Genomic DNA, 22203 nt, shown 5'->3' with positions numbered 1-22203 from the left:
CTATTTTGGATGTATTTTTGAGAGACCAATAGCATAGCATTTATCCTATGGAAGAAAACCATTTTCAATTTCGTAATCGCGTAGTCTTATTACCGCTACTTTTTTTATTGACGATATGGTTGGTCTACTGGCTTGAAGTTCGTTTCCATTTCGATTTTGACAAAAATGGGATTTATCCACGTACTTTCTCGGGTTTACAAGGTGTCCTTTTTAGTCCTTTCATCCATTCCGATTTATTGCATCTGTATAATAATTCCCTGCCATTACTCGTTTTGTTGACTGCCCTGTCTTATTTTTATCCTAAACAAACGCTAACTGTTCTTTGCTTCGGAATAGTTTTGTCGGGTGTTATCACTTGGGTTATTGGTCGCCCTAATTATCATATTGGTGCTAGTGGCCTCATTTATGTTTTAGTGAGTTTTATCTTTTTTAAAGGAATTCAAACACAATATTATCGTTTGGTAGCACTTTCTTTAACTGTAGTTTTAGTTTATGGTGGTTTGATTTGGTATGTCTTCCCCGAAGTAGACAATACGATTTCTTGGGAAGGTCATTTAGCGGGTTTTATCACTGGATTTTTATTGTCTATTGTTTTCAAAGCCGAAGAATATCAAAAAATCTACAAATACGAATGGGAACGCCCAGATTATGACCCATCGCAAGATAAATTTATGCAACGCTTTGATGAAAATGGCAATTTTGTCAATCCACCAAAGCAAGAGATAGAGGAGGAGGTTGACCCCATAATGACGTATTTCACCTCCAATTTACCCATTCATTACGATTGTGTACCAACACAAAAAAAGGAACCAAAACAAGAGTCTTGATTCCTTTAATATTAAGTAATTCGTGATTTTCTACCACGAACTGTATTCTAAAATTTGACTTCTACAATCGGCCTTTTACAATCTAGCTACGCTGTCTCACCGCTTCATATAGGAAAGCGCCACAAGCAACTGAAACGTTTAATGAACCAATGGTTCCAAACATAGGCAATTTTGCCTTCTCATCAATGATTTTTAAAACCGATGGATTAATACCTCGGTCTTCGGCTCCCATTACAATAGCAGTAGGGCCAGAAAGTGTTACATCATACAAACTTTGCTCTGTTTTCTCAGTTGCCGCAACAGTGGAAATACCGCTCGCTTGCAGTAAGAAAATAGCATCTTTTATATGGTCTACTTTACAAATCGGAATATTAAAAACAGCTCCTGCAGAAGTTTTCACCGTATCTCCATTTACAGGTGCCGAACCTGATTTTTGAACGATTATTCCATTCACGCCAGTACATTCAGCGGTTCTAATGATGGCTCCAAAATTTCTAGCATCAGATATTCCATCCAATACTAAGAATAATGGATTTTTACCGTTTTCAAGAACTGTTTCAATCAAAGATTCTAAATCAAAAAAGGAGATAGGAGAGATAGTAGCTACCGCACCTTGATGGTTATTAGGCGTAAGTCGGTTTAGTTTTTCAACTGGAACATATGAGAAATTAATGTTTTCTCTTTTCATGACTTTCATTAAGTCTTTCATTAATTCGCCACTAGCTTCCTTTTGAATGTAAACTTTATCCACTGTTGCCCCCGCTTGAATCGCTTCGATGATGGCTCTTATTCCAAATATTTGATGTTCTTTTTCCATAGCGCAAAGATATAAAAAAAACCACTCCAAATTTTGGAGTGGTTTTATCATATAATTAAATAAATTTATTGATGTACAGGAGTTTTAGTCACAATGCTTGGAATTGGACTTGGTGTATTTGGATTTGCATTAATTTCAACTTGAGGATACAAGAAACGTTGCGGAGTTCCTGCTTTCCCAGCTTTTAATTGAATTTGTGCTGTATTATTAGATCTACCGAAATCATTATAGCTTTCGAAACTACCCATAAAATAGATATATCTTTCTTGGAATATTTCTCTAAGTAATGCATTTTGATCTGACAAAGCTGCTCCAGTATTGTTTTCTATTCCTCCAGCAGCAAAATCTGCTGCATCATATGGGGCATATTTGAAAGTCTCCGATTCATAACCTGAATTCGAAATTCCTATTGAATATCCGGTATTTAATAAAGCTCTATAGGTGTTATATGAAGACAAACCTGTTGCGAATGAACTTCTAGCATCAACTTCGGCAATGATTAATAACATTTCGCCATAGGTAACCATAGGTAGCCCTGAGTCACTTCCAAATTTACCGTTTGTTCCACCGTAATCTCCACCATAAATATTTAATGAATAGGGTGAGAAATATTCTTGATTGTAGCAGAATGCAAAACGTGCGTGTTCATCAGTTTTAGAGTTTCCTCTATAAAGTGTAGTTGATGGGTCTAGCAATCTTGCTCCATAACTATCTCCCGACATGTAATCATCTCTTTGGTAAACTAAGAAATCGTAAAAAGGATTGAAATTTTGGCCACTTGAGTTGCCAAATTTTGCAATTAAATCATCCGAAGCACTAGACATACCCAACAAAGCATTTGTTTTAGCTTTTGTGTAATCTTTAACATGCAGGTAGTATCTTGCTTTTAAAGAATAGGCTAGTTTTATCCATTTAGCAGCACTACCAGCGTAGTAAAGATCCTTGTCTGAAGGGATTCCTTTTCCTGTTGTTGCTTTTAAATTTGTTATAGCTTTATCTAGTAATGATTGTAAACTTGAATATATAGCTATTTGCGAATCATATTTAGGGGTTAAATTGTTACCTGTAATATCAAGTTCACTATATGGAGCATCTCCCCATAAAGCAGTAACTGCTCCCATTGCATGGGCTTCAATAACTTGGGCAGCACCTGCTAATCTTGGGTTAAGTTCTTTTTCTGCCTTTAGAGAGGTTATCTTGGCATTTGTTATACAGTTCACATAGGCATTATTCCAACTATCATCAAAAGCGGATGCTGTTGATAAATTCCAATCATTTAAAGCTACATATTGTCTGTTTTCACCATTTGCTTGATTCAACCATATCATAACATCTCTTGTATTTGAACTGGTCTGAAAGAATTGATCGGCTAAGAGTATTCCTTGAAACAAATTTTTCGCATCTGAATCTGTGATCGAGTCTGGGTCAACATTATAATCAGATACATAGTCAGTACAGCTGAATAAAGTAGCGCCAATAAAACAAAGACTAATTGATTTTATAAATATATTTTTCATTTTTTAGAATTTTAAGTTAACGCTAAATATTAACGATTTAGTGTTTGGAGCATTGAAGTATTGTAATCCACGCCCATTTGATCCACCCGTAAGGTTAGATTCAGGATCTTGACCTAAATCAGCTTCTGTCCATAACCATAAGTTTCTTCCTGTACCAGTAAAAGTGATACTTTCAACACCTAAATTTTTCTTTCTTAGATTTAAATTATAAGATAGAGATAGTTCTCTCCATTTGATCCAAGATGCTGATTTAACAAACTGCTCTCCAACTGGGCCAAAACCACCACCTAGAGATTGGTACCATGTTTGGTCTAATAAAACTGGTCCAGCACCAAAGTCTCTTAGATTTCCTCTAACTGTTCCTGGAGCAATAGTTTGTCCAGCATAATTTACTGTTGCTGTTGTCAAGGTAACTTCATTTGCAGTTTCTAATGTTTTGCCGAAGTTGTTTAAAGCTCCGCTTGTTCCATCCCATAATTGACCTCCTATCGAAGCATCAAACAAAGTGCTTATTTTGAATCCTTTGTAACTAAAAGAAGTTCCTATAGCTCCTCTCCAATCTGGGTTTGGATCTCCAATTATTCCTTCCGATTCAGCTGCTGTTGGGAATCCATTAGCGTCTAGTATTAATGAACCATCCGTATCTCTGTCGAATTTACCTCCCCAAAGTACTCCTAATGGTTGTCCTAAAACGGCACGAGAAGAAGATCCAGTAAATCCGTTAAGGAATAATGAACTAGTCCCGTCAAGTTTTGTTACTTTATTACGGTTCGTACTCCAGTTTCCAAATAGATTCCATTTTAATTCAGAACTTGAAGGTAATAAGTTAGCGTCAAATTCTACTTCAAAACCTTTGTTTTCAATAGTGGCAAAGTTTCCATAAAGAGTACTGTAAGTAGAACTTCCATTTAAAGGAACGTTTACTAATAAATCTTTGGTTTCGTTAGAGTAATAAGTAGCATTTATGGTAAAAGCTTTAAAAAATTGCAAATCAAGACCTGCTTCCATTTCTGTTTTAATCTCTGGTTTTAAATTTTTATTTCCACCAGTTCCTGCTTGTTGGAATGATCCATTATAGGCGCCAGAGTCGTAGGCAGGTCCATATCCCTCTGCTCCAACAGCTGAATTGAAATAAGTCGTTCCAGCGTATGGTCTCGGAATTGAGGCTATTTGTCCATAAGTAGCTCTTAGCTTACCATCTGTTAGAATTTCACTTTCAAAATTATTAGTAAATTTGTACCCAAATTCAGCTGTTGGATAGAAATAAACTTTTAAGTTAGGATCATAGGTTGAAGAAGTTTCAAAACGTCCCCCTAAAGTTAAAAATAAATAATTTTTGTAATCAAACGCAGTAGAAAAGTAAGCTCCACTTAATTTTGAATACGTTCTGTCTAAGAAAGTTGTTTTGTCTATTAATAAAGCATTATCGTAAGAAAAACCATTTGAGTCGATAATGAAATTTTTGTAGGAACCTCCTCTTTGATCATAATTGGTTTGTGAAAAGTTAATACCCGTCAAATATGATAATCCAATATTGTCAGTAATTTTAGTGTCTCCCAAAGCAATTAAATCAGCATTAAATGATTGGTAATCAGTTACGCTTTCAGTCGCTCTACCATTACCTGCATTTTCTGATGAATTCATAGGAAACATCGTGATTCTTTTATCGCTATACCCATCTAAACCTAATCTAGCTAGTACAGAAATCCAAGAACTAAAAGTGTGTTTTAATTCAAAACCACCAATGTATCGGTCAACTGTATTTGGATTTTTTTGGACATCAGTTGTCCAGAGTGGGTTATTATAACTAGGATTTAAATCTCCAGGAAATGTTCCAACATCTTGTCTGTAAGCTCTATGGCTATTTTGTTGTGCAGCACCATTAGCTTGAATATTTGTCCCAATGAAATCTCTATTGTCAAAATCAGCTGGAGAACGGTAAAGTCCTAAGTAAAGACCAGATAAGTTAGATCCAGTTTGAATCCTATTAGAATTTACCGATGAATATCCAAATTTAGTTTTAAATGACGTTTTGTCACCAATTTTAGATTCAGATGTAAAATCGATGCTGGTTCTTTCGTAATCAGAATTTTTGATAATACCTTGTTGATTGGTGTTACCTAATCCTAAATAGAAGTTCGTATTTTCTCCACCTCCACTTACGCTGATGTGGTTATCAAGTAAAAGGCCATCTCCTATTACAGCATCCATGTTCGATTTTTGGAAATTTGCTGTACTACGTTTGCCTCCTGCGGCTATTGGATAAATTTTTCTTCCATCAGGAGTTAAAAAATATTGTCCAGCAGTGTTGAATACATCACTTCCACCTGCTCTGGAAGATATTTTGTCTCCATAAGAGTTGGCATTATTTCTTGTCCATACTCCATTTGTTCCTTGACCATATATATCTTGCAATTTCATTTCAACATTTACTTTGTCAAAAGAAACGGTAGAATTTATATCAATAGAAATTTTTCCTTTTTTTCCTTTTTTAGTGGTAATCAATACAACTCCATTGGCTGCTCTATATCCCCATAAAGCTGCTGCAGATGCTCCTTTTAATACTTGAACATTTTCAATGTCATTAGGGTTAATGTCATTTAATCGGCTTTGTTGCCCTACGCCATCAACTCCACTTCCAATTTCGTCATTAGAAACAGGTGTTCCGTCAATTACAAACAATGGTTGTGTTGAACCAGTAATTGAGTTTTGCCCTCTAATTTGTATGTATGCTCCAGATCCTGGGTCACCAGAGTTAGACACGATTGCTACACCAGAAGCTTTTGCAGAAAGTCCTTTGATAACTGAAGTTTCTCCAGAATTTGCGATAACGCTTCCTTTTACTTTTGAGTAAGATGATGCTTTTTCATTTCTTTTAACCTCAATTCCTAAAGTGTTAATTACAACACTTTCTAGTTCCAATGCTGAACTAGTCATTTTTACATTAATAGTAGTAGATTTGGCTACTACTTCTTGAGTGTTCATGCCAACATAGCTAAACACTAATGTTTGACTTGCATCTACTTTGATGATAAATTTACCATCGAAATCAGTTTGAGTTCCAGCTTTGGTTCCTTTAACTAATACACTCACACCTGGTATTGGCAATCCTGCATTGTCAGAAACAATTCCTGAAACAGATCTTTCCTGCGCAAAGGTTAATTGCGTCATTAGTACTACTAAAAGCACTAAGAGTCCGTTGAACTTTAGTTTCATTATTTATACGTTTTGAATTAGTGCTTCAAAACTCATAATAATTTGTTAACATTCCTAATATTTTTTTATTTTTTTACTGTCTAAAGCTAAAATTTAACATTATAACATATGTTTACTATACTGTTAAAAAATTTTATATCGTTGTAGTTATTTATTCCATTTGTTATGGAAAACTTCAAAATACCACTGTTTGTTTGCATTCCGACTCCAATTCCAATACCTGTCATGTTGTTAATTTTTTTACGAATTGTTGAATTGCTATTATCTTTAAATATTGCATAATCAAGAATTGAGTGAATGTAAAGTGATTGGTTAAGAAGGTGTCGATATTCGGTTAGTAGTGCACTTACGTAATTTCCTTGTAGGCTATTTTCAGGAAAACCTCTTACGGAATATAATCCACCAAATCGAAATAATTCATTGGTTAAGTAAGTGTTGCTTTTTAAATAAGAGTTTTGGCTTTTTATGTTGAAGCTGTTTTTGGAATTAATGTTGAAGTTGTGGGAGAGATTCAAGTTAATGTAATATTGTTTTTGATTTGATGTATTTGTTATAGTATTTTGAATTTCTCTTTTCCCTAAACCAAAACGAAATTCTATGTTTGTTTTTTCCGCAAAGAAAGGTGTGTTTGGAGTGTTTTTTTTATGGTTGAGTCCAATCGTTAAAAATTGACTTTTAAAGTCACTAATGGTATTGCTGTTCCTGTTTTGTATGTCACTTGAAGTGGTTGATTCAATTCCTATGAAAAGGTTTGTTTTGTGGTCTAATAGGTAATTAAGGTCTAAAAGTGTTTTTGAGTTTTGAAAGGTGCTATCTTGTTTGAAAATGTTGAGTTGTGCGTTCAGTCCTAGTGGGGTTTTGAAAAGATAGTTTAGGGTTAAGCCTGTTCTAAATGTTTTTTGGTTGTTTCCGTCACTTTTCCAATATAAATAGAAATCTTCACCACCGTTTAACATATTGTTGAGTTGAATGTCTAGATAGCCATTTATGGTAGTCTTTTTTTCTTCGTTGTTGCCAATTCCTAAATAACCATCAAATGAATTGGATTTTCTTTTTTCAATGTAGACATATACGATGGTTGAATCTTTGCTAAACAGTAATTCGGGTTGTTTGGTTTGCTTTGCAAAAGAATAATTTTCAAATTCTGTTTTTATTTCTTTTAGGGTGTTCTGGTTGAATAGTTTTTTATTGAATTTTTTGTTGATTTGTGTTAAATAGTTTGAAGGAAAATATTTTTGTTTTTTTTCTTCTTCCTTGAATTTTAAAACGATTTGATTTATTTTTCTTTGAGTATTCAGTTGTATTGCTAAGTCTGCAATTACTTTATTTTTTTTTCTTTTGATATTCTCTAGTTGAACTTTGGCTAACGGATAACCCATTAGTTCGAGTTTGTGAATCGTTTTCTCCAAAAATGATGATGTTTCTGTGTATTTTAGAGCTAGTGTGTCGTTTTCTGTTTGTCTTTCGATGAATTGTTTTGTTTTAGGATTTTTACCTATATATAAATAGGTTTGCTTTGTTTGTTCTTTTAAATGAAATTCGATGATAAATGAGCTGTCGTTTTTTTTTATTAATTCAGTTGAGCTGTTTTCTAAGTAGCCCAATTGTTCGAGTTTTTTAGAAGTTAAGAGGATTTCTTTTTCAATTGATGATATGTTTGTGTGGATTTGATTGTAATGTAGTGAATCAATGGTTTTGGATTCAGCTTCTGATGAACCGTTGATTTTTAAAAAAAGTTGTTGTCCAATGCTTTTTTGGCAAAGAATAAGAAAAAGGACTATGCTTAGTAAATGTTTCAACTTGTTTTGTTTCAAATAAAAGTAACGCAAATATCCGTTGAATGTTATGGAATTCATAATCTAAAATGAGGATATTGAAAATTAATGAATTATGGTTTGTATAGTGAAAAATATTTTATACATTTGCAACCCCGTAAAAAGCGGGAATTTAATATAATAAGAAATTTTTAGTATTAATTATGCCAACAATTCAACAATTAGTAAGAACAGGAAGAACTCAGATAACTAAGAAGAGTAAATCGGTTGCTTTAGATTCTTGTCCTCAAAGAAGAGGGGTTTGTACGCGTGTTTACACTACTACACCAAAAAAACCAAACTCTGCAATGCGTAAAGTGGCGCGTGTACGTTTGACAAATGGTAATGAAGTGAATGCTTACATCCCTGGAGAAGGACACAATTTACAAGAGCACTCGATAGTATTAGTTAGGGGTGGAAGGGTAAAAGATTTACCAGGAGTTAGATATCACATCGTTCGTGGTGCGCTTGATACATCAGGTGTTGCAGGAAGAACGCAAAGAAGATCTAAGTATGGTGCTAAACGCCCAAAAGAAGCAAAAAAGTAATTTAAAAAGTTAAATGTGTGATTTTGAAATGGAATTTATAATTCTGTTTGAGAAGTTATGCTAATGACAAAAAATTAAAAAAAGACATGAGAAAAAGAGCGGCAAAGAAAAGACCACTTTTACCGGATCCAAGATTTAACGATCAATTGGTAACGCGTTTTGTGAACAACTTAATGTGGGATGGTAAGAAATCAACAGCTTTTAAAGTTTTTTATGATGCAATTGATATCATTGAAACTAAAAAGCAAAATGATGAAAAATCAGCTTTAGAAATTTGGAAAGATGCTTTAACTAACGTTATGCCACACGTAGAAGTACGTAGTCGTAGAGTTGGAGGGGCTACATTCCAAATTCCAATGCAAATTCGTCCAGACAGAAAAATATCTATGGCTATGAAATGGTTAATTCTTTATTCAAGAAGAAGAAACGAAAAATCAATGGCACAAAGATTGGCTTCAGAATGTTTAGCTGCGGCTAAAGAAGAAGGAGCTGCTGTTAAGAAAAGAATGGATACTCACAAAATGGCAGAAGCTAACAAAGCTTTCTCTCACTTTAGATTTTAATTCATAGAGAAATGGCAAGAGATCTAAAATATACAAGAAATATTGGAATTGCTGCTCACATTGATGCTGGTAAAACAACAACAACTGAGCGTATATTATTCTATACTGGAAAATCGCACAAAATTGGTGAAGTACACGATGGTGCTGCAACAATGGACTGGATGGCACAAGAGCAAGAAAGAGGTATTACTATTACTTCTGCAGCTACAACTTGTGAATGGAATTTTCCAACTGAGCAAGGTAAAATTTTACCAGAATCTAAACCGTATCACTTCAACATTATCGATACTCCTGGTCACGTTGACTTTACAGTAGAGGTAAACCGTTCGTTACGTGTATTAGATGGATTGGTTTTCTTATTTAGTGCGGTTGATGGTGTTGAGCCTCAATCTGAAACTAACTGGAGATTAGCTGATCAATACCGTGTGCCTCGTATGGGGTTTGTTAATAAAATGGACCGTCAAGGGTCTAATTTCTTAGCAGTTTGTCAACAAGTAAAAGACATGTTGAAATCAAACGCGGTAGCTATCACTTTGCCAATTGGTGAAGAAAATGACTTTAAAGGAGTGGTTGACTTGGTTAAAAATCAAGCTATTGTTTGGCATGATGCTACACAAGGAGCGACTTTTGATATTGTTGATATTCCTGCAGATATGGTTGACGAAGTGAAACACTATCGTTCAATTCTAATCGAGGAAATTGCTACTTATGATGAGAATCTTTTAGATAAGTATATGGAAGATGAAAATTCTATTACTGAAGAAGAGATTAATAATGCATTAAGAGCAGCTACAATGGATATGGCTATCATTCCGATGATTGCTGGTTCTTCATTCAAAAACAAAGGAGTTCAATTCATGTTAGATGCAGTATGTAAGTACTTGCCATCTCCAATGGATAAAGAAGGTATTACTGGTATTCATCCTGATGATGCTGAATTGCTTGAAGAGGATCAAACTCAAATCTTGCGTAAGCCAGATGTAAAAGAACCATTCGCGGCATTAGCATTTAAGATTGCTACTGACCCATTCGTAGGTCGTTTGGCTTTCTTCCGTGCATACTCTGGAAGATTAGATGCTGGTTCTTATGTGTTGAATACTCGTTCTGGAAACAAAGAAAGAATTTCTCGTATTTACCAAATGCATGCTAACAAGCAAAATCCAATCGAGTATATCGAAGCGGGTGATATTGGAGCTGCTGTTGGATTTAAAGATATCAAAACTGGAGACACATTGTGTGATGAAAAACACCCAATTATTTTGGAGTCTATGAAATTCCCTGCGCCAGTAATTGGTATTGCTATTGAGCCTAAAACTAAAGCTGACGTTGATAAAATGGGTATGGCTTTGGCTAAATTAGCTGAAGAAGATCCTACGTTTACTGTTAGAACAGATGAGGCTTCAGGGCAAACTATTATCTCAGGTATGGGTGAGTTGCACTTGGATATCCTTGTGGATCGTATGAAACGTGAATTTAAAGTTGAGGTAAATCAAGGTGAGCCTCAAGTTGAATATAAAGAAGCGTTTACAAAATCTGCTCAACACAGAGAAACTTACAAAAAACAATCTGGTGGTCGCGGTAAATTCGGTGATATCGTATTTAGAGTTGAGCCTGCAGATGAGGTTGATGGAAAAGTTCCAGTTGGATTGCAGTTTGTTAATGAGGTAAAAGGAGGAAACGTTCCAAAAGAATATATTCCTGCAGTTGAAAAAGGTTTCCGTGAAGCTATGAAAACTGGTCCTTTGGCAGGTTATCAAGTGGATAGTTTGAAAGTGACTTTATTAGATGGATCTTTCCATCCTGTGGATTCTGATGCTCTTTCTTTTGAATTAGCAGCTAGAATGGGTTATAGAGAAGTTGCTAAAGCTGCTGGAGCTATTATTCTTGAGCCTATCATGAAAATGGAGGTTATTACTCCAGAAGAAAACATGGGAGATATCGTTGGTGATATTAACCGTCGTAGAGGTCAGGTAAATGATATGGGTGATAGAAATGGTGCAAAAACTATTAAGGCTGATGTTCCATTATCAGAAATGTTTGGATATGTTACAACTTTAAGAACTTTGTCTTCAGGTCGTGCAACATCTACAATGGAATTTTCACACTACGCTGAAACACCTTCTAATATTTCAGAAGCAGTTATCAAAAAAGCAAAAGGAAACGCATAATCTTTAAGAAAATGAGTCAAAAAATCAGAATAAAATTGAAATCTTACGATCATATGTTGGTGGATAAATCTGCTGAAAAGATTGTGAAAACAGTAAAAACTACTGGTGCTGTGGTAACTGGTCCAATTCCATTGCCAACACACAAAAAATTATTTACAGTATTGCGTTCTCCGCACGTAAATAAGAAAGCAAGAGAGCAGTTTGAAGTAATGTCATATAAGAGATTAATTGATATTTATTCTTCTTCATCTAAAACAATTGATGCTTTAATGAAATTAGAATTGCCTAGTGGAGTTGAAGTTGAAATCAAAGTTTAAGTAGTTCTAGAGTATTTAAGAACGCTGTTTTTAGGCAAAAAAATATTTTTTGGATTGTGTGTAAATAAGTTATACCTTTGCACCCACAAAAAAAATAGAATTTGCTTAAAAGCTGCGTTCTATATTTATATTTAATAATTAATAATTAATATTTATGTCTGGGTTAATTGGTAGAAAAATCGGCATGACTAGTATTTTCGATGAAAACGGGAAAAATATTCCTTGTACAGTAATCGAAGCTGGACCATGTGTTGTTACCCAAGTCAGAACCAAAGAGGTTGACGGGTATGAAGCGTTGCAACTTGGTTTCGATGACAAAAACGAGAAACATTCCACGAAAGCGGCTTTAGGTCACTTTAAAAAAGCGGGAACTGTTGCTAAGAAAAAAGTCGTTGAATTTCAAGATTTTGCAACTGAACAAAAATTAGGAGATCTTATTGATGTTTCTATTTTTGAAGAAGGAGAATTTGTGGATGTACAAGGTGTGTCTAAAGGTAAAGGTTTTCAAGGGGTTGTGAAACGTCACGGTTTTGGTGGTGTTGGTCAAGCAACTCATGGTCAACATAACCGTTTAAGAGCGCCAGGTTCTGTAGGAGCTTCTTCTTATCCATCTAGAGTATTCAAAGGAATGCGTATGGCTGGAAGAATGGGAGGAGAAAATGTAAAAGTTCAAAACCTTAGAGTTTTAAAAGTAGTTTCTGATAAGAACTTACTAGTTATTAAAGGATGTGTTCCTGGGCATAACAACTCTTATGTAATCATTCAGAAGTAATGGAAGTAAAAGTATTAGATTTCAACGGAAAAGATACTGGAAGAAAAGTTCAACTTTCTGATTCAGTATTCGCAATTGAACCAAATAATCACGCAGTATATCTTGATGTTAAGCAATATCTTGCTAATCAAAGACAAGGTACGCACAAAGCTAAAGAAAGAGCTGAAGTAGCAGGAAGTACTCGTAAGATTAAAAAACAAAAAGGAACTGGTACTGCTCGTGCGGGTAGTGCAAAAAATCCATTGTTTAAAGGTGGTGGAACTGTTTTTGGGCCAAGACCAAGAAGTTATTCATTCAAATTGAATAAAAACTTAAAAAGATTGGCTAGAAAATCTGCTTTCTCTATAAAAGCTAAAGAATCAAACATCATTGTTTTGGAAGACTTTAATTTTGAAACGCCAAGCACTAAAAATTTCATTAATGTTTTGAAAGCTTTAGAGTTAGAAAATAAAAAATCACTATTTATATTGGGTGATACCAATAAAAATGTATATTTGTCGTCACGTAATTTAAAGGCTTCTAATGTTGTAAGTAGTTCAGAATTAAGCACTTACGCTATTTTAAATGCTAATAATTTAGTGCTTTTGGAGAGTTCTTTGGAAGTAATTGAAGATAATTTAAGTAAATAATAGGATATGAGCATCATAATTAAACCTATAGTAACGGAAAAAGTAACCAAAGAAAGTGAAGTTTTGAACCGTTTTGGATTCGAAGTTAACAGAAAAGCAAACAAAGTTGAAATTAAGAAAGCTGTTGAGGCTGCTTACGGAGTAAACGTTGTTAGTGTTAATACTATGAATGTAAGACCAGACAGAACTACAAAATACACTAAAAGTGGTTTAATCAGTGGAAAGACAAATGCAATTAAAAAAGCAATTGTTCAAGTACAAGAAGGAGAAACAATTGATTTTTACAACAATATCTAAGATAAAATGTCAGTAAGAAAATTAAAACCTATTACCCCAGGTCAGCGATTTAGAGTTGTGAATGGTTATGACGCTATTACAACTGATAAGCCGGAACGCTCTTTGATAGCGCCGATAAAAAACTCTGGAGGTAGAAATAGTCAAGGAAAGATGACCATGCGTTATACGGGTGGTGGTCACAAGCAGAGATATCGTATTATCGATTTTAAACGTACAAAAGAAGGAATTCCTGCTACGGTAAAATCAATTGAATACGATCCAAATCGTACTGCTTTTATCGCTTTATTAGCTTATGCTGATGGTGAGAAAACTTATGTTATCGCTCAAAATGGTTTGAAAGTGGGTCAGAAAGTAGTTTCTGGTGCAGAATCTCAACCTGAAATTGGTAACACTTTACCTTTAAGTAGAGTTCCACTTGGAACTGTAATTTCTTGTATCGAATTGAGACCAGGTCAAGGAGCTGTAATTGCTCGTTCTGCTGGAACATTTGCTCAATTAATGGCAAGAGATGGAAAATACGCAACTATAAAAATGCCATCAGGTGAAACAAGATTAATTTTGTTAACGTGTTCGGCTACTATAGGAGCAGTTTCTAATTCAGATCATCAATTAGTTGTATCAGGAAAAGCTGGTAGAACTAGATGGTTAGGAAGAAGACCTAGAACAAGACCTGTTGCAATGAACCCTGTTGATCACCCAATGGGTGGTGGAGAAGGACGTTCTTCTGGTGGACATCCACGTTCAAGAAATGGAATACCAGCTAAAGGTTATAGAACACGTTCTAAGAAAAACCCGAGTAACAAGTATATCGTAGAACGTAGAAAGAAATAATAAGATATGGCACGTTCATTAAAAAAAGGACCTTTCGTTCATTATAAGTTAGAAAAGAAAGTTGAAGAAAACATCGCAGGTGGTAATAAAGGAGTTGTAAAGACTTGGTCTAGAGCTTCTATGATTACTCCAGACTTTGTTGGACAAACTATCGCAGTTCATAACGGTCGTCAGTTTGTACCTGTTTACGTTACAGAAAACATGGTAGGACATAAATTAGGAGAATTTTCACCAACTAGATCTTTTAGAGGTCATGCTGGAGCAAAAAATAAAGGTAAAAAATAAGAAGCAATGGGAGTTCGTAAAAGAGAAACAGCAGATGCGAGAAAAGAGGCTAATAAGTCTATTGCTTTCGCGAAGTTAAATAACTGCCCTACTTCACCTAGAAAAATGCGCTTAGTAGCAGATCTAGTAAGAGGTCAGAAGGTAGAAAGAGCACTTAACATATTAAGATTCAGTTCTAAAGAAGCTTCAAGAAAATTAGAAAAACTATTATTATCTGCAATCAACAACTGGGAGCAAAAAAATAGTGAAGCTAGTTTAGAAGAAGCTGGTTTATTTGTTAAGGAAATCCGTGTAGATGGTGGAATGATGTTGAAAAGACTTCGTCCAGCTCCACAAGGAAGAGCACACAGAATAAGAAAACGTTCTAATCACGTAACAATCGTGTTGGGAGCTATCAATAACACACAAAGCAATTCTTAAGCAGCATGGGACAAAAGACAAATCCAATTGGAAATAGACTTGGTATCATCAGAGGATGGGACTCAAACTGGTATGGTGGAAATGATTACGGTGATAAATTAGCCGAAGATCACAAAATCAGAAAGTATGTTCATGCTCGTTTATCAAAAGCTAGTGTATCAAAAGTAATCATTGAGAGAACTTTGAAACTTGTAACCGTTACTATCACTACTGCTAGACCTGGTATCATTATCGGTAAAGGTGGACAAGAGGTAGACAAGTTGAAAGAAGAACTTAAGAAAATTACTGACAAAGAGGTTCAAATCAACATCTTTGAAATCAAAAGACCTGAACTTGACGCGTATCTAGTTGCTACAAGCATCTGTCGTCAAATTGAAAGTCGTATTTCTTACAGACGTGCTATTAAAATGGCGATCGCAGCCTCTATGCGTATGAACGCTGAAGGAATTAAAGTTTTGATTTCTGGTCGTTTGAATGGTGCTGAGATGGCACGTTCAGAAGGTTTCAAAGAAGGTAGAATTCCTCTATCAACTTTCAGAGCTGATATTGATTATGCGCTTGCTGAGGCTCATACTACGTATGGTAGAATGGGAATTAAAGTGTGGATCATGAAAGGTGAAGTTTACGGAAAGAGAGATCTTTCTCCACTTGCTGGCATGGATAAAAAACAAGCTGGTGGTAAAGGGGGAGATTCTTCTAGAGGAGACAGAAAACCTTTTAATAAAGGTGGAAAACCAGACGCTCGTAAAAGAAAGTAAATTTTTAAACTAAAAAAAAATGTTACAGCCTAAAAGAACAAAGTATCGTAAGGTACAAAAGGGTAAAATGAAAGGGAATTCTCAAAGAGGACATGAACTTTCAAATGGAATGTTTGGTATTAAATCTGTACATGAAGATGGAATGTTCTTAACCTCTCGTCAAATCGAAGCTGCGCGTATCGCTGCAACTCGTTACATGAAAAGAGAAGGACAATTATGGATTAAAATATTTCCAGACAAACCAATCACTAAGAAGCCTCTTGAGGTACGTATGGGTAAAGGTAAAGGTGCCGTAGAATATTGGGCAGCTGTAGTTAAACCCGGAAGAATTATGTTCGAAGTTGGAGGAGTACCTTTGTCAGTTGCTAAAGAGGCGTTACGTCTTGCAGCTCAAAAGCTTCCAGTAAAAACTAAATTCGTTGTTGCAAGAGATTTTGAAGCATAATCTATATTATTATGAAACAATCAGAAATAAAAGATCTTTCTGCAGCGGAGTTGCAAGAAAAACTAAGTCAAACTAAAAAGGTTTATGCCGATTTAAAAATGGCTCACGCTATTTCTCCGATCGAAAATCCACTTCAAATTAGAAGTGTACGTAGAACGGTTGCTAGATTAGCTACAGAACTTACTAAAAGAGAGTTACAATAATTGTAATCTGCTGAAAGATGGAAAAAAGAAATTTAAGAAAAGAAAGAATTGGTGTGGTTACTTCAAACAAAATGGATAAGTCTATTGTTGTTGCGCAAGTAACTAAAGTAAAGCACCCTTTATACGGTAAGTTCGTGTTGAAAACAAAGAAATTTGTTGCACACGACGAAACAAACGACTGTAACATTGGAGATACTGTAAGAATCAGCGAAACGCGTCCTTTGAGTAAATCAAAATGTTGGAGATTAGTTGAAATCTTAGAAAGAGCTAAATAATTATGGTACAACAAGAATCAAGACTAAAAGTAGCAGATAACACAGGAGCTAAAGAAGTTTTAACTATCCGTGTTTTAGGAGGTACCAAAAGAAGGTATGCCTCTGTTGGTGACAAGATTGTAGTTTCTATCAAAGATGCAACTCCAAACGGAAACGTAAAAAAAGGAGCTGTTTCAACTGCAGTGGTTGTACGTACCAAAAAAGAAGTAAGAAGAGCCGATGGTTCATACATCAGATTTGATGACAATGCATGTGTATTGTTAAATGCAGCTGGTGAGATGAGAGGAACTCGTGTTTTTGGTCCGGTAGCAAGAGAACTTCGTGAAAAACAATTCATGAAAATTGTATCATTAGCACCAGAAGTGCTTTAATTCGTTATAAGATGATAAAGCTAAAAATAAAATCAGGAGATATCGTAAGAGTAATTGCTGGAGACCATAAAGGTGCTGAAGGTAAAGTATTACGTGTTTACCGTGAGAAAAACAAAGCGATTGTTGAAGGTGTAAACATGGTTTCTAAACACACGAAGCCAAGTGCTAAAAACCCTCAAGGTGGTATTGTAAAAAAGGAAGCTTCTATACAAATTTCTAACATTGCTCTTATAGATCCTAAAACAAAGGAAACTACAAGAGTAGGTATTAGAGTAGAAGGAGATAAGAAAGTAAGATTTTCAAAAAAATCTAATCAAGTACTATAGTAATGGCATATATACCTAGACTAAAAGAAGAATATAAGAGCAGAGTTATTGCTGCTCTTAAAGAAGAGTTCGGTTACTCAAATATAATGGAAGTTCCAAAATTGGAAAAAATTGTATTGAGTAAAGGAGTTGGTGCAGCAGTATCTGATAAAAAACTAATTGACTATGCAGTTGAAGAGTTAACTAAGATTACTGGACAAAAAGCAATAGCTACAATTTCTAAGAAAGACGTTGCGTCTTTTAAACTTAGAAAAGGAATGCCAATTGGTGCAAAAGTGACTTTACGTGGAGAAAGAATGTATGAGTTTTTAGATAGACTTATTACTTCATCTTTACCTCGTGTAAGAGACTTCAGTGGTATTAAATCTACTGGTTTTGACGGAAGAGGAAATTATAACTTAGGAGTTTTAGAACAAATCATTTTCCCTGAAATTGATATTGATAAAGTAAACAAAATATCTGGTATGGATATTTCCTTCGTTACTTCTGCAAAAACTGACAAAGAAGCAAAGTCATTGTTGGCTGAATTAGGTTTACCTTTTAAAAAGAATTAAGATATGGCTAAAGAATCAATGAAAGCCCGTGAGGTGAAAAGAGAAAAAACGGTAGCTAAGTATGCTGAGAAAAGAAAAGCTTTGTTAGAAGCTGGAGATTTTGTAGGTTTGCAAAAATTACCGAAAAATGCTTCGCCAGTTCGTTTGCACAATCGTTGTAAATTAACAGGTAGACCAAGAGGGTATATGCGTCAATTCGGTATTTCACGTGTTACATTCCGTGAAATGGCTAACAATGGATTGATACCAGGTGTTAAAAAAGCATCTTGGTAGAAAAATAATATTCAGACGTGAGTAATCACGTCTGTTTTTTCACATTTATAAACTGGTTTCAGGTTCGAATAGTTCGAAAACCGTTACCGCAAATTAATACATATGTATACAGATCCAATTGCAGATTATTTGACGAGAGTTAGAAACGCTGTGGCTGCAAACCACAAAGTTGTTGAAATTCCGGCTTCTAATCTAAAAAAAGAAATAACTAAGATCTTATTCGATCAAGGTTACATCTTAAGTTACAAATTTGAGAACAACACTGTTCAGGGTTCTATCAAAATTGCTTTGAAGTACGATAAAGTTACTAAAGAGCCTGTAATTAAAGATATCCAAAGAATTAGTAAACCAGGTTTACGTAAATACGCAGGTGCTTCTAAATTGCCTAGAATCCTTAATGGATTAGGAATTGCTATTGTTTCTACATCAAAAGGTTTGATGACAGGAAAACAAGCTAAGCAATTGAATGTTGGAGGAGAAGTAATTTGTTACGTATACTAATTTTTAAAGACTAGATAAGATGTCAAGAATAGGTAAAAGTCCAATTGTAATCCCTGCCGGAGTAACTGTTGAAGTTAAAGATGGTATTATTACTGTAAAAGGAAAAAATGGTCAACTAACACAGGAATTCTCAGATGTTACTGTAAAAGTTGAAGACGGTCAAGTTACAATTGAAAGATCGTCTGATCACAAAGACCAAAGAGCAAAGCACGGTTTGTATCGTTCTTTAATCAATAATATGATTGTTGGTGTAAGTGAAGGTTTTACTAAATCTTTAGAATTGGTTGGAGTTGGTTATAGAGCTTCAAATCAAGGACAAAAACTAGATTTAGCCTTAGGTTTTTCTCACAATATTATTTTAGAAATTGCTCCAGAGGTGACTTTGGAAACTATTTCTGAAAAAGGAAAGAACCCAATTGTTAAGTTAACTTCTTTTGATAAACAACTTTTAGGACAAGTTGCTGCAAAAATTAGAGGTTTCCGTAAACCAGAGCCTTACAAAGGTAAAGGGGTTAAATTTGTAGGTGAAGTATTAAGAAGAAAAGCAGGTAAATCAGCTTAAAAAATAAGATTATGTCATTAACAAAACCTGAAAGAAGACAGAGAATTAGATTCAGAATTAGAAAAACGATTAGTGGTTCAGCTACTAAACCAAGACTATCTGTTTTTAGAAGTAACAAAGAAATTTATGCTCAATTAATTGATGATGTAAATGGTGTTACTTTGTTAGCTGCCTCTTCAAGAGAAAAAGAAATAGGAAAAGGTACGAATATTGAAGTTGCAACTGCAGTTGGTAAATTAGTTGCAGAAAAAGCTTTGAAAGCTGGTATTGAAACAGTAACTTTCGACAGAGGAGGTTATTTATATCATGGTCGTATTAAATCATTAGCAGAAGGCGCAAGAGCGGCTGGGCTTAAATTCTAATATAGTATGTCTAATAAGTACAAGAATATAGAGTTAGTAAAACCAAGTGGTCTTGAATTAAAAGATCGTTTGGTAAGTGTGAATCGTGTTACTAAAGTTACAAAAGGTGGTAGAGCGTTTGGTTTTTCTGCGATTGTAGTGGTTGGTGATGAAAATGGAGTGGTTGGACACGGATTAGGTAAATCTAAAGATGTTTCTGAAGCTATTGCTAAAGCAGTAGAAGATGCTAAGAAAAATTTAGTTAGAATTCCTTTGAACGGTCAATCTGTTCCTCACGAACAAAAAGGTAAATTTGGTGGTGCACGTGTATTTTTAATTCCTGCCTCTCATGGTACTGGAGTTATTGCTGGTGGAGCTGTTCGTTCAGTTCTTGAATCAGTAGGAATTCATGATGTATTATCAAAATCTCAAGGATCTTCTAATCCTCATAATGTGGTTAAAGCAACTTTTGACGCTTTATTACAAATGAGAAGCGCTCATACTGTTGCAAAACAAAGAGGGGTTTCATTAGAGAAAGTTTTTAAAGGTTAATTCAAGGAAATTATGGCTAAATTATTAGTAAAACAAGTACGTAGTAAAATCAACTGTCCTCTTACTCAAAAAAGAGGTTTAGAGGCTTTAGGTCTACGTAAAATGGGACAAGTTGTAGAGCATGATTCAAATCCTGCTATCCTTGGGATGATAAATAAAGTTAAACACTTAGTTTCTGTTGAAGAAATTAAATAACAAATACTGGTATGAATTTAAGTAATTTACAACCTGCTGAGGGTTCTACACACAATCAAAATAAAAGATTAGGTAGAGGAGAAGGTTCTGGTAAAGGTGGTACTTCTGCAAGAGGTCACAAAGGAGCTAAATCTCGTTCTGGTTATTCTAAAAAGATTGGTTTTGAAGGTGGGCAAATGCCGCTTCAAAGACGTGTTCCTAAGTTTGGTTTCACAAACATCAATCGTAAAGAATACGAAGGTGTTAATTTAGATACCCTTCAATTATTGGTTGATAATGGTGTTGTAACTGATACTGTTGATATGACAGTTTTTGTTGCAAATCGTTTGGCTACAAAAAATGAAATCGTTAAGATTTTAGGAAGAGGAGAATTGAAAGCAAAATTAAAGGTATCTGCTCACAAATTTACTGCTACTGCAAAAGCCGCTATCGAAGCTGCTGGAGGTGAAGCCGTAACATTATAATTTTTCAACTAATATGAAGAAATTTTTTGAATCATTAAGTAATGTTTGGAAGATTGAGGAACTAAAAAATAGAATTCTTATTACTTTAGGACTTCTTTTAGTTTATCGTTTTGGTGCACATGTTACATTACCTGGAATTGATGCTACTCAATTAACAGGTTTAGCTGGTCAAACTAAAGAGGGTATCGGATCGATATTGGATATGTTTACTGGGGGTGCATTTTCTAAGGCGTCGGTTTTTGCTTTAGGTATCATGCCTTATATTTCGGCTTCTATTGTAGTTCAGTTAATGGGAATTGCGATTCCTTATTTGCAAAAATTACAAAGTGATGGTGAAAGTGGCAGAAAGAAAATCAATCAGATTACTCGTTGGTTAACTATCGGAATTACTTTAGTTCAAGGGCCAACTTATATCTACAATCTTTACAGAACATTACCAAGTAGTGCCTTTTTGTTAGGTTTTAATTCTTTTGAATTCTTATTTTCTTCAGTTGTTATTCTGGTAACAGGAACAATTTTTGCAATGTGGTTAGGTGAAAAAATCACCGATAAAGGGATTGGAAATGGTATTTCACTGTTAATAATGGTAGGTATCTTAGCTAGATTCCCACAGGCCTTTATTCAAGAGTTTACTACAAGAGTGACAAACAATAATGGTGGGCCAATGTTATTGGTTATCGAAGTTATTATTTGGTTGTTGGTAATTATTTCTTGTGTATTACTTGTAATGGCAGTTAGAAAAATACCTGTACAATATGCACGTCGTACGACTTCAGGTGATTTTGAACAAGATATGATGGGCGGTAATAGACAATGGATTCCTTTGAAGTTAAATGCTTCTGGAGTTATGCCGATTATTTTTGCTCAAGCTATTATGTTTATTCCAGCTGCTGTAGCTGGTTTGTCAAAATCTGAAACTTCTCAAACAATTGTTAGTGCTTTTAGTGATATCTTTGGTTTTTGGTATAATTTTGTATTTGCTAGCTTAATAGTTATCTTTACATTCTTTTACACAGCAATCACTGTTCCTACTAACAAAATGTCTGACGATTTGAAAAGAAGCGGTGGTTTCATCCCAGGTGTTAGACCAGGTGCTGAAACATCTGATTATCTTGATAAAGTGATGTCACTAATTACTTTTCCAGGGTCTCTATTTCTTGCTTTAATAGCTGTGTTCCCAGCAATTGTTGTGAGTCTAATGGATGTACAGCAATCTTGGGCAATGTTTTTTGGAGGTACTTCATTAATCATTATGGTTGGTGTTGCTATTGACACAATGCAGCAAATTAATTCATACTTGTTGAATAAGCACTATGATGGTTTGATGAAAAGTGGTAAAAATAGAAAAGCAGTAGCTTAATT

At 34.8% G+C, this 22203-nt stretch carries 30 protein-coding genes; 26 read left to right on the top strand and 4 right to left on the bottom strand.

Annotation, left to right across the window (positions count from 1 at the left end):
- Positions 1–47 precede the first annotated feature (47 nt).
- The gene (locus O9307_RS01405) at positions 48–827 is read left to right on the top strand and encodes a rhomboid family intramembrane serine protease (protein WP_298294583.1); all 780 of its coding nucleotides are present in this window, start codon (positions 48–50) and stop codon (positions 825–827) included.
- A gap of 82 nt (positions 828–909) precedes the next feature.
- Here the strand turns inward: O9307_RS01405 and rlmB are convergent, their stop codons facing one another.
- The 4 genes from rlmB to O9307_RS01385 all read right to left on the bottom strand — a co-directional run bounded on the left by rlmB (position 910) and on the right by O9307_RS01385 (position 8176).
- Complete coding sequence (gene rlmB / locus O9307_RS01400) at positions 910–1644, bottom strand: 23S rRNA (guanosine(2251)-2'-O)-methyltransferase RlmB (RefSeq protein ID WP_064716188.1); 735 nt, start codon at positions 1642–1644, stop codon at positions 910–912.
- A 65-nt stretch (positions 1645–1709) separates the two neighbouring features.
- On the bottom strand, positions 1710–3161 hold the full coding sequence (locus O9307_RS01395; protein WP_298294580.1) for a SusD/RagB family nutrient-binding outer membrane lipoprotein: 1452 nt from the start codon (positions 3159–3161) through the stop codon (positions 1710–1712).
- Between the two features lie 3 nt (positions 3162–3164).
- Positions 3165–6377 (bottom strand): SusC/RagA family TonB-linked outer membrane protein, encoded by a 3213-nt coding sequence (locus tag O9307_RS01390; protein WP_298294577.1) that lies wholly within the window; start codon positions 6375–6377, stop codon positions 3165–3167.
- 86 nt (positions 6378–6463) lie between these two features.
- Positions 6464–8176 carry a ShlB/FhaC/HecB family hemolysin secretion/activation protein gene (locus O9307_RS01385; RefSeq protein WP_298294575.1) on the bottom strand — a complete coding sequence of 571 codons (1713 nt, stop codon included), beginning with the start codon at positions 8174–8176 and terminating at the stop codon, positions 6464–6466.
- A gap of 179 nt (positions 8177–8355) precedes the next feature.
- On the opposite strand from O9307_RS01385, the gene rpsL reads away from it, so the two are divergent.
- The 25 genes from rpsL (at position 8356) to secY (ending at position 22201) form a co-directional block, all read left to right on the top strand.
- A complete protein-coding gene (gene rpsL, locus O9307_RS01380) occupies positions 8356–8739 on the top strand; it encodes a 30S ribosomal protein S12 (RefSeq protein ID WP_007136570.1) in 384 nt (127 codons plus the stop codon).
- Between the two features lie 86 nt (positions 8740–8825).
- Entirely contained in the window at positions 8826–9302 is a 477-nt protein-coding gene (gene rpsG / locus O9307_RS01375) for a 30S ribosomal protein S7 (RefSeq protein ID WP_298294574.1), read from the top strand.
- 11 nt (positions 9303–9313) lie between these two features.
- Positions 9314–11470, top strand: a complete 2157-nt coding sequence (gene fusA, locus O9307_RS01370; protein ID WP_298294571.1) for an elongation factor G — start codon at positions 9314–9316, stop codon at positions 11468–11470.
- 11 nt (positions 11471–11481) lie between these two features.
- Complete coding sequence (gene rpsJ / locus O9307_RS01365) at positions 11482–11787, top strand: 30S ribosomal protein S10 (protein ID WP_007803605.1); 306 nt, start codon at positions 11482–11484, stop codon at positions 11785–11787.
- A gap of 154 nt (positions 11788–11941) precedes the next feature.
- Positions 11942–12559: a 50S ribosomal protein L3 gene (gene rplC / locus O9307_RS01360; protein ID WP_024981507.1), complete on the top strand. Its 618-nt coding sequence runs from the start codon at positions 11942–11944 to the stop codon at positions 12557–12559.
- Entirely contained in the window at positions 12559–13188 is a 630-nt protein-coding gene (gene rplD, locus O9307_RS01355) for a 50S ribosomal protein L4 (protein ID WP_159687109.1), read from the top strand. Before rplC ends, rplD begins: the two co-directional genes overlap by 1 nt.
- Before the next feature lie 6 nt (positions 13189–13194).
- Positions 13195–13485, top strand: a complete 291-nt coding sequence (rplW, locus tag O9307_RS01350) for a 50S ribosomal protein L23 (RefSeq protein ID WP_064716180.1) — start codon at positions 13195–13197, stop codon at positions 13483–13485.
- 6 nt (positions 13486–13491) lie between these two features.
- Entirely contained in the window at positions 13492–14316 is an 825-nt protein-coding gene (gene rplB / locus O9307_RS01345; RefSeq protein WP_078211180.1) for a 50S ribosomal protein L2, read from the top strand.
- Between the two features lie 6 nt (positions 14317–14322).
- Positions 14323–14601, top strand: coding sequence for a 30S ribosomal protein S19 (gene rpsS / locus O9307_RS01340; RefSeq protein ID WP_024981511.1), 279 nt, complete (start codon positions 14323–14325; stop codon positions 14599–14601).
- Between the two features lie 6 nt (positions 14602–14607).
- Positions 14608–15021, top strand: coding sequence for a 50S ribosomal protein L22 (gene rplV, locus O9307_RS01335; protein ID WP_024981512.1), 414 nt, complete (start codon positions 14608–14610; stop codon positions 15019–15021).
- A gap of 5 nt (positions 15022–15026) precedes the next feature.
- Positions 15027–15779, top strand: coding sequence for a 30S ribosomal protein S3 (gene rpsC, locus O9307_RS01330; RefSeq protein WP_024981513.1), 753 nt, complete (start codon positions 15027–15029; stop codon positions 15777–15779).
- Between the two features lie 19 nt (positions 15780–15798).
- A complete protein-coding gene (gene rplP / locus O9307_RS01325; protein WP_017495016.1) occupies positions 15799–16224 on the top strand; it encodes a 50S ribosomal protein L16 in 426 nt (141 codons plus the stop codon).
- Between the two features lie 11 nt (positions 16225–16235).
- Positions 16236–16427 carry a 50S ribosomal protein L29 gene (rpmC, locus tag O9307_RS01320; RefSeq protein ID WP_031456038.1) on the top strand — a complete coding sequence of 64 codons (192 nt, stop codon included), beginning with the start codon at positions 16236–16238 and terminating at the stop codon, positions 16425–16427.
- Positions 16428–16444: 17 nt separating this feature from the next.
- A complete protein-coding gene (gene rpsQ / locus O9307_RS01315; RefSeq protein ID WP_024981515.1) occupies positions 16445–16702 on the top strand; it encodes a 30S ribosomal protein S17 in 258 nt (85 codons plus the stop codon).
- A 2-nt stretch (positions 16703–16704) separates the two neighbouring features.
- The gene (gene rplN, locus O9307_RS01310; RefSeq protein ID WP_007803649.1) at positions 16705–17073 is read left to right on the top strand and encodes a 50S ribosomal protein L14; all 369 of its coding nucleotides are present in this window, start codon (positions 16705–16707) and stop codon (positions 17071–17073) included.
- An 11-nt stretch (positions 17074–17084) separates the two neighbouring features.
- Entirely contained in the window at positions 17085–17399 is a 315-nt protein-coding gene (gene rplX / locus O9307_RS01305; RefSeq protein ID WP_026727873.1) for a 50S ribosomal protein L24, read from the top strand.
- Between the two features lie 2 nt (positions 17400–17401).
- A complete protein-coding gene (rplE, locus tag O9307_RS01300; RefSeq protein WP_298294545.1) occupies positions 17402–17953 on the top strand; it encodes a 50S ribosomal protein L5 in 552 nt (183 codons plus the stop codon).
- A gap of 3 nt (positions 17954–17956) precedes the next feature.
- Positions 17957–18226 carry a 30S ribosomal protein S14 gene (gene rpsN / locus O9307_RS01295; protein WP_026707007.1) on the top strand — a complete coding sequence of 90 codons (270 nt, stop codon included), beginning with the start codon at positions 17957–17959 and terminating at the stop codon, positions 18224–18226.
- Positions 18227–18328: 102 nt separating this feature from the next.
- The gene (gene rpsH / locus O9307_RS01290) at positions 18329–18727 is read left to right on the top strand and encodes a 30S ribosomal protein S8 (RefSeq protein ID WP_064716177.1); all 399 of its coding nucleotides are present in this window, start codon (positions 18329–18331) and stop codon (positions 18725–18727) included.
- Positions 18728–18746: 19 nt separating this feature from the next.
- Complete coding sequence (gene rplF, locus O9307_RS01285; protein WP_064716176.1) at positions 18747–19289, top strand: 50S ribosomal protein L6; 543 nt, start codon at positions 18747–18749, stop codon at positions 19287–19289.
- 11 nt (positions 19290–19300) lie between these two features.
- Entirely contained in the window at positions 19301–19651 is a 351-nt protein-coding gene (gene rplR / locus O9307_RS01280) for a 50S ribosomal protein L18 (protein ID WP_064716175.1), read from the top strand.
- Positions 19652–19657: 6 nt separating this feature from the next.
- On the top strand, positions 19658–20182 hold the full coding sequence (gene rpsE, locus O9307_RS01275) for a 30S ribosomal protein S5 (RefSeq protein WP_024981522.1): 525 nt from the start codon (positions 19658–19660) through the stop codon (positions 20180–20182).
- A gap of 12 nt (positions 20183–20194) precedes the next feature.
- Complete coding sequence (gene rpmD / locus O9307_RS01270) at positions 20195–20377, top strand: 50S ribosomal protein L30 (RefSeq protein ID WP_024981523.1); 183 nt, start codon at positions 20195–20197, stop codon at positions 20375–20377.
- Between the two features lie 11 nt (positions 20378–20388).
- The gene (gene rplO, locus O9307_RS01265; protein WP_064716173.1) at positions 20389–20841 is read left to right on the top strand and encodes a 50S ribosomal protein L15; all 453 of its coding nucleotides are present in this window, start codon (positions 20389–20391) and stop codon (positions 20839–20841) included.
- Positions 20842–20854: 13 nt separating this feature from the next.
- A complete protein-coding gene (gene secY, locus O9307_RS01260) occupies positions 20855–22201 on the top strand; it encodes a preprotein translocase subunit SecY (protein WP_298294531.1) in 1347 nt (448 codons plus the stop codon).
- The last annotated feature ends 2 nt before the right edge of the window (positions 22202–22203 follow it).

This window comes from Flavobacterium sp. (genome assembly GCF_027531905.1).
Classification (GTDB): domain Bacteria; phylum Bacteroidota; class Bacteroidia; order Flavobacteriales; family Flavobacteriaceae; genus Flavobacterium.
Note: the sequence above shows the minus strand (reverse complement) of the source record. Positions and strands in the feature narration are given on the sequence as shown.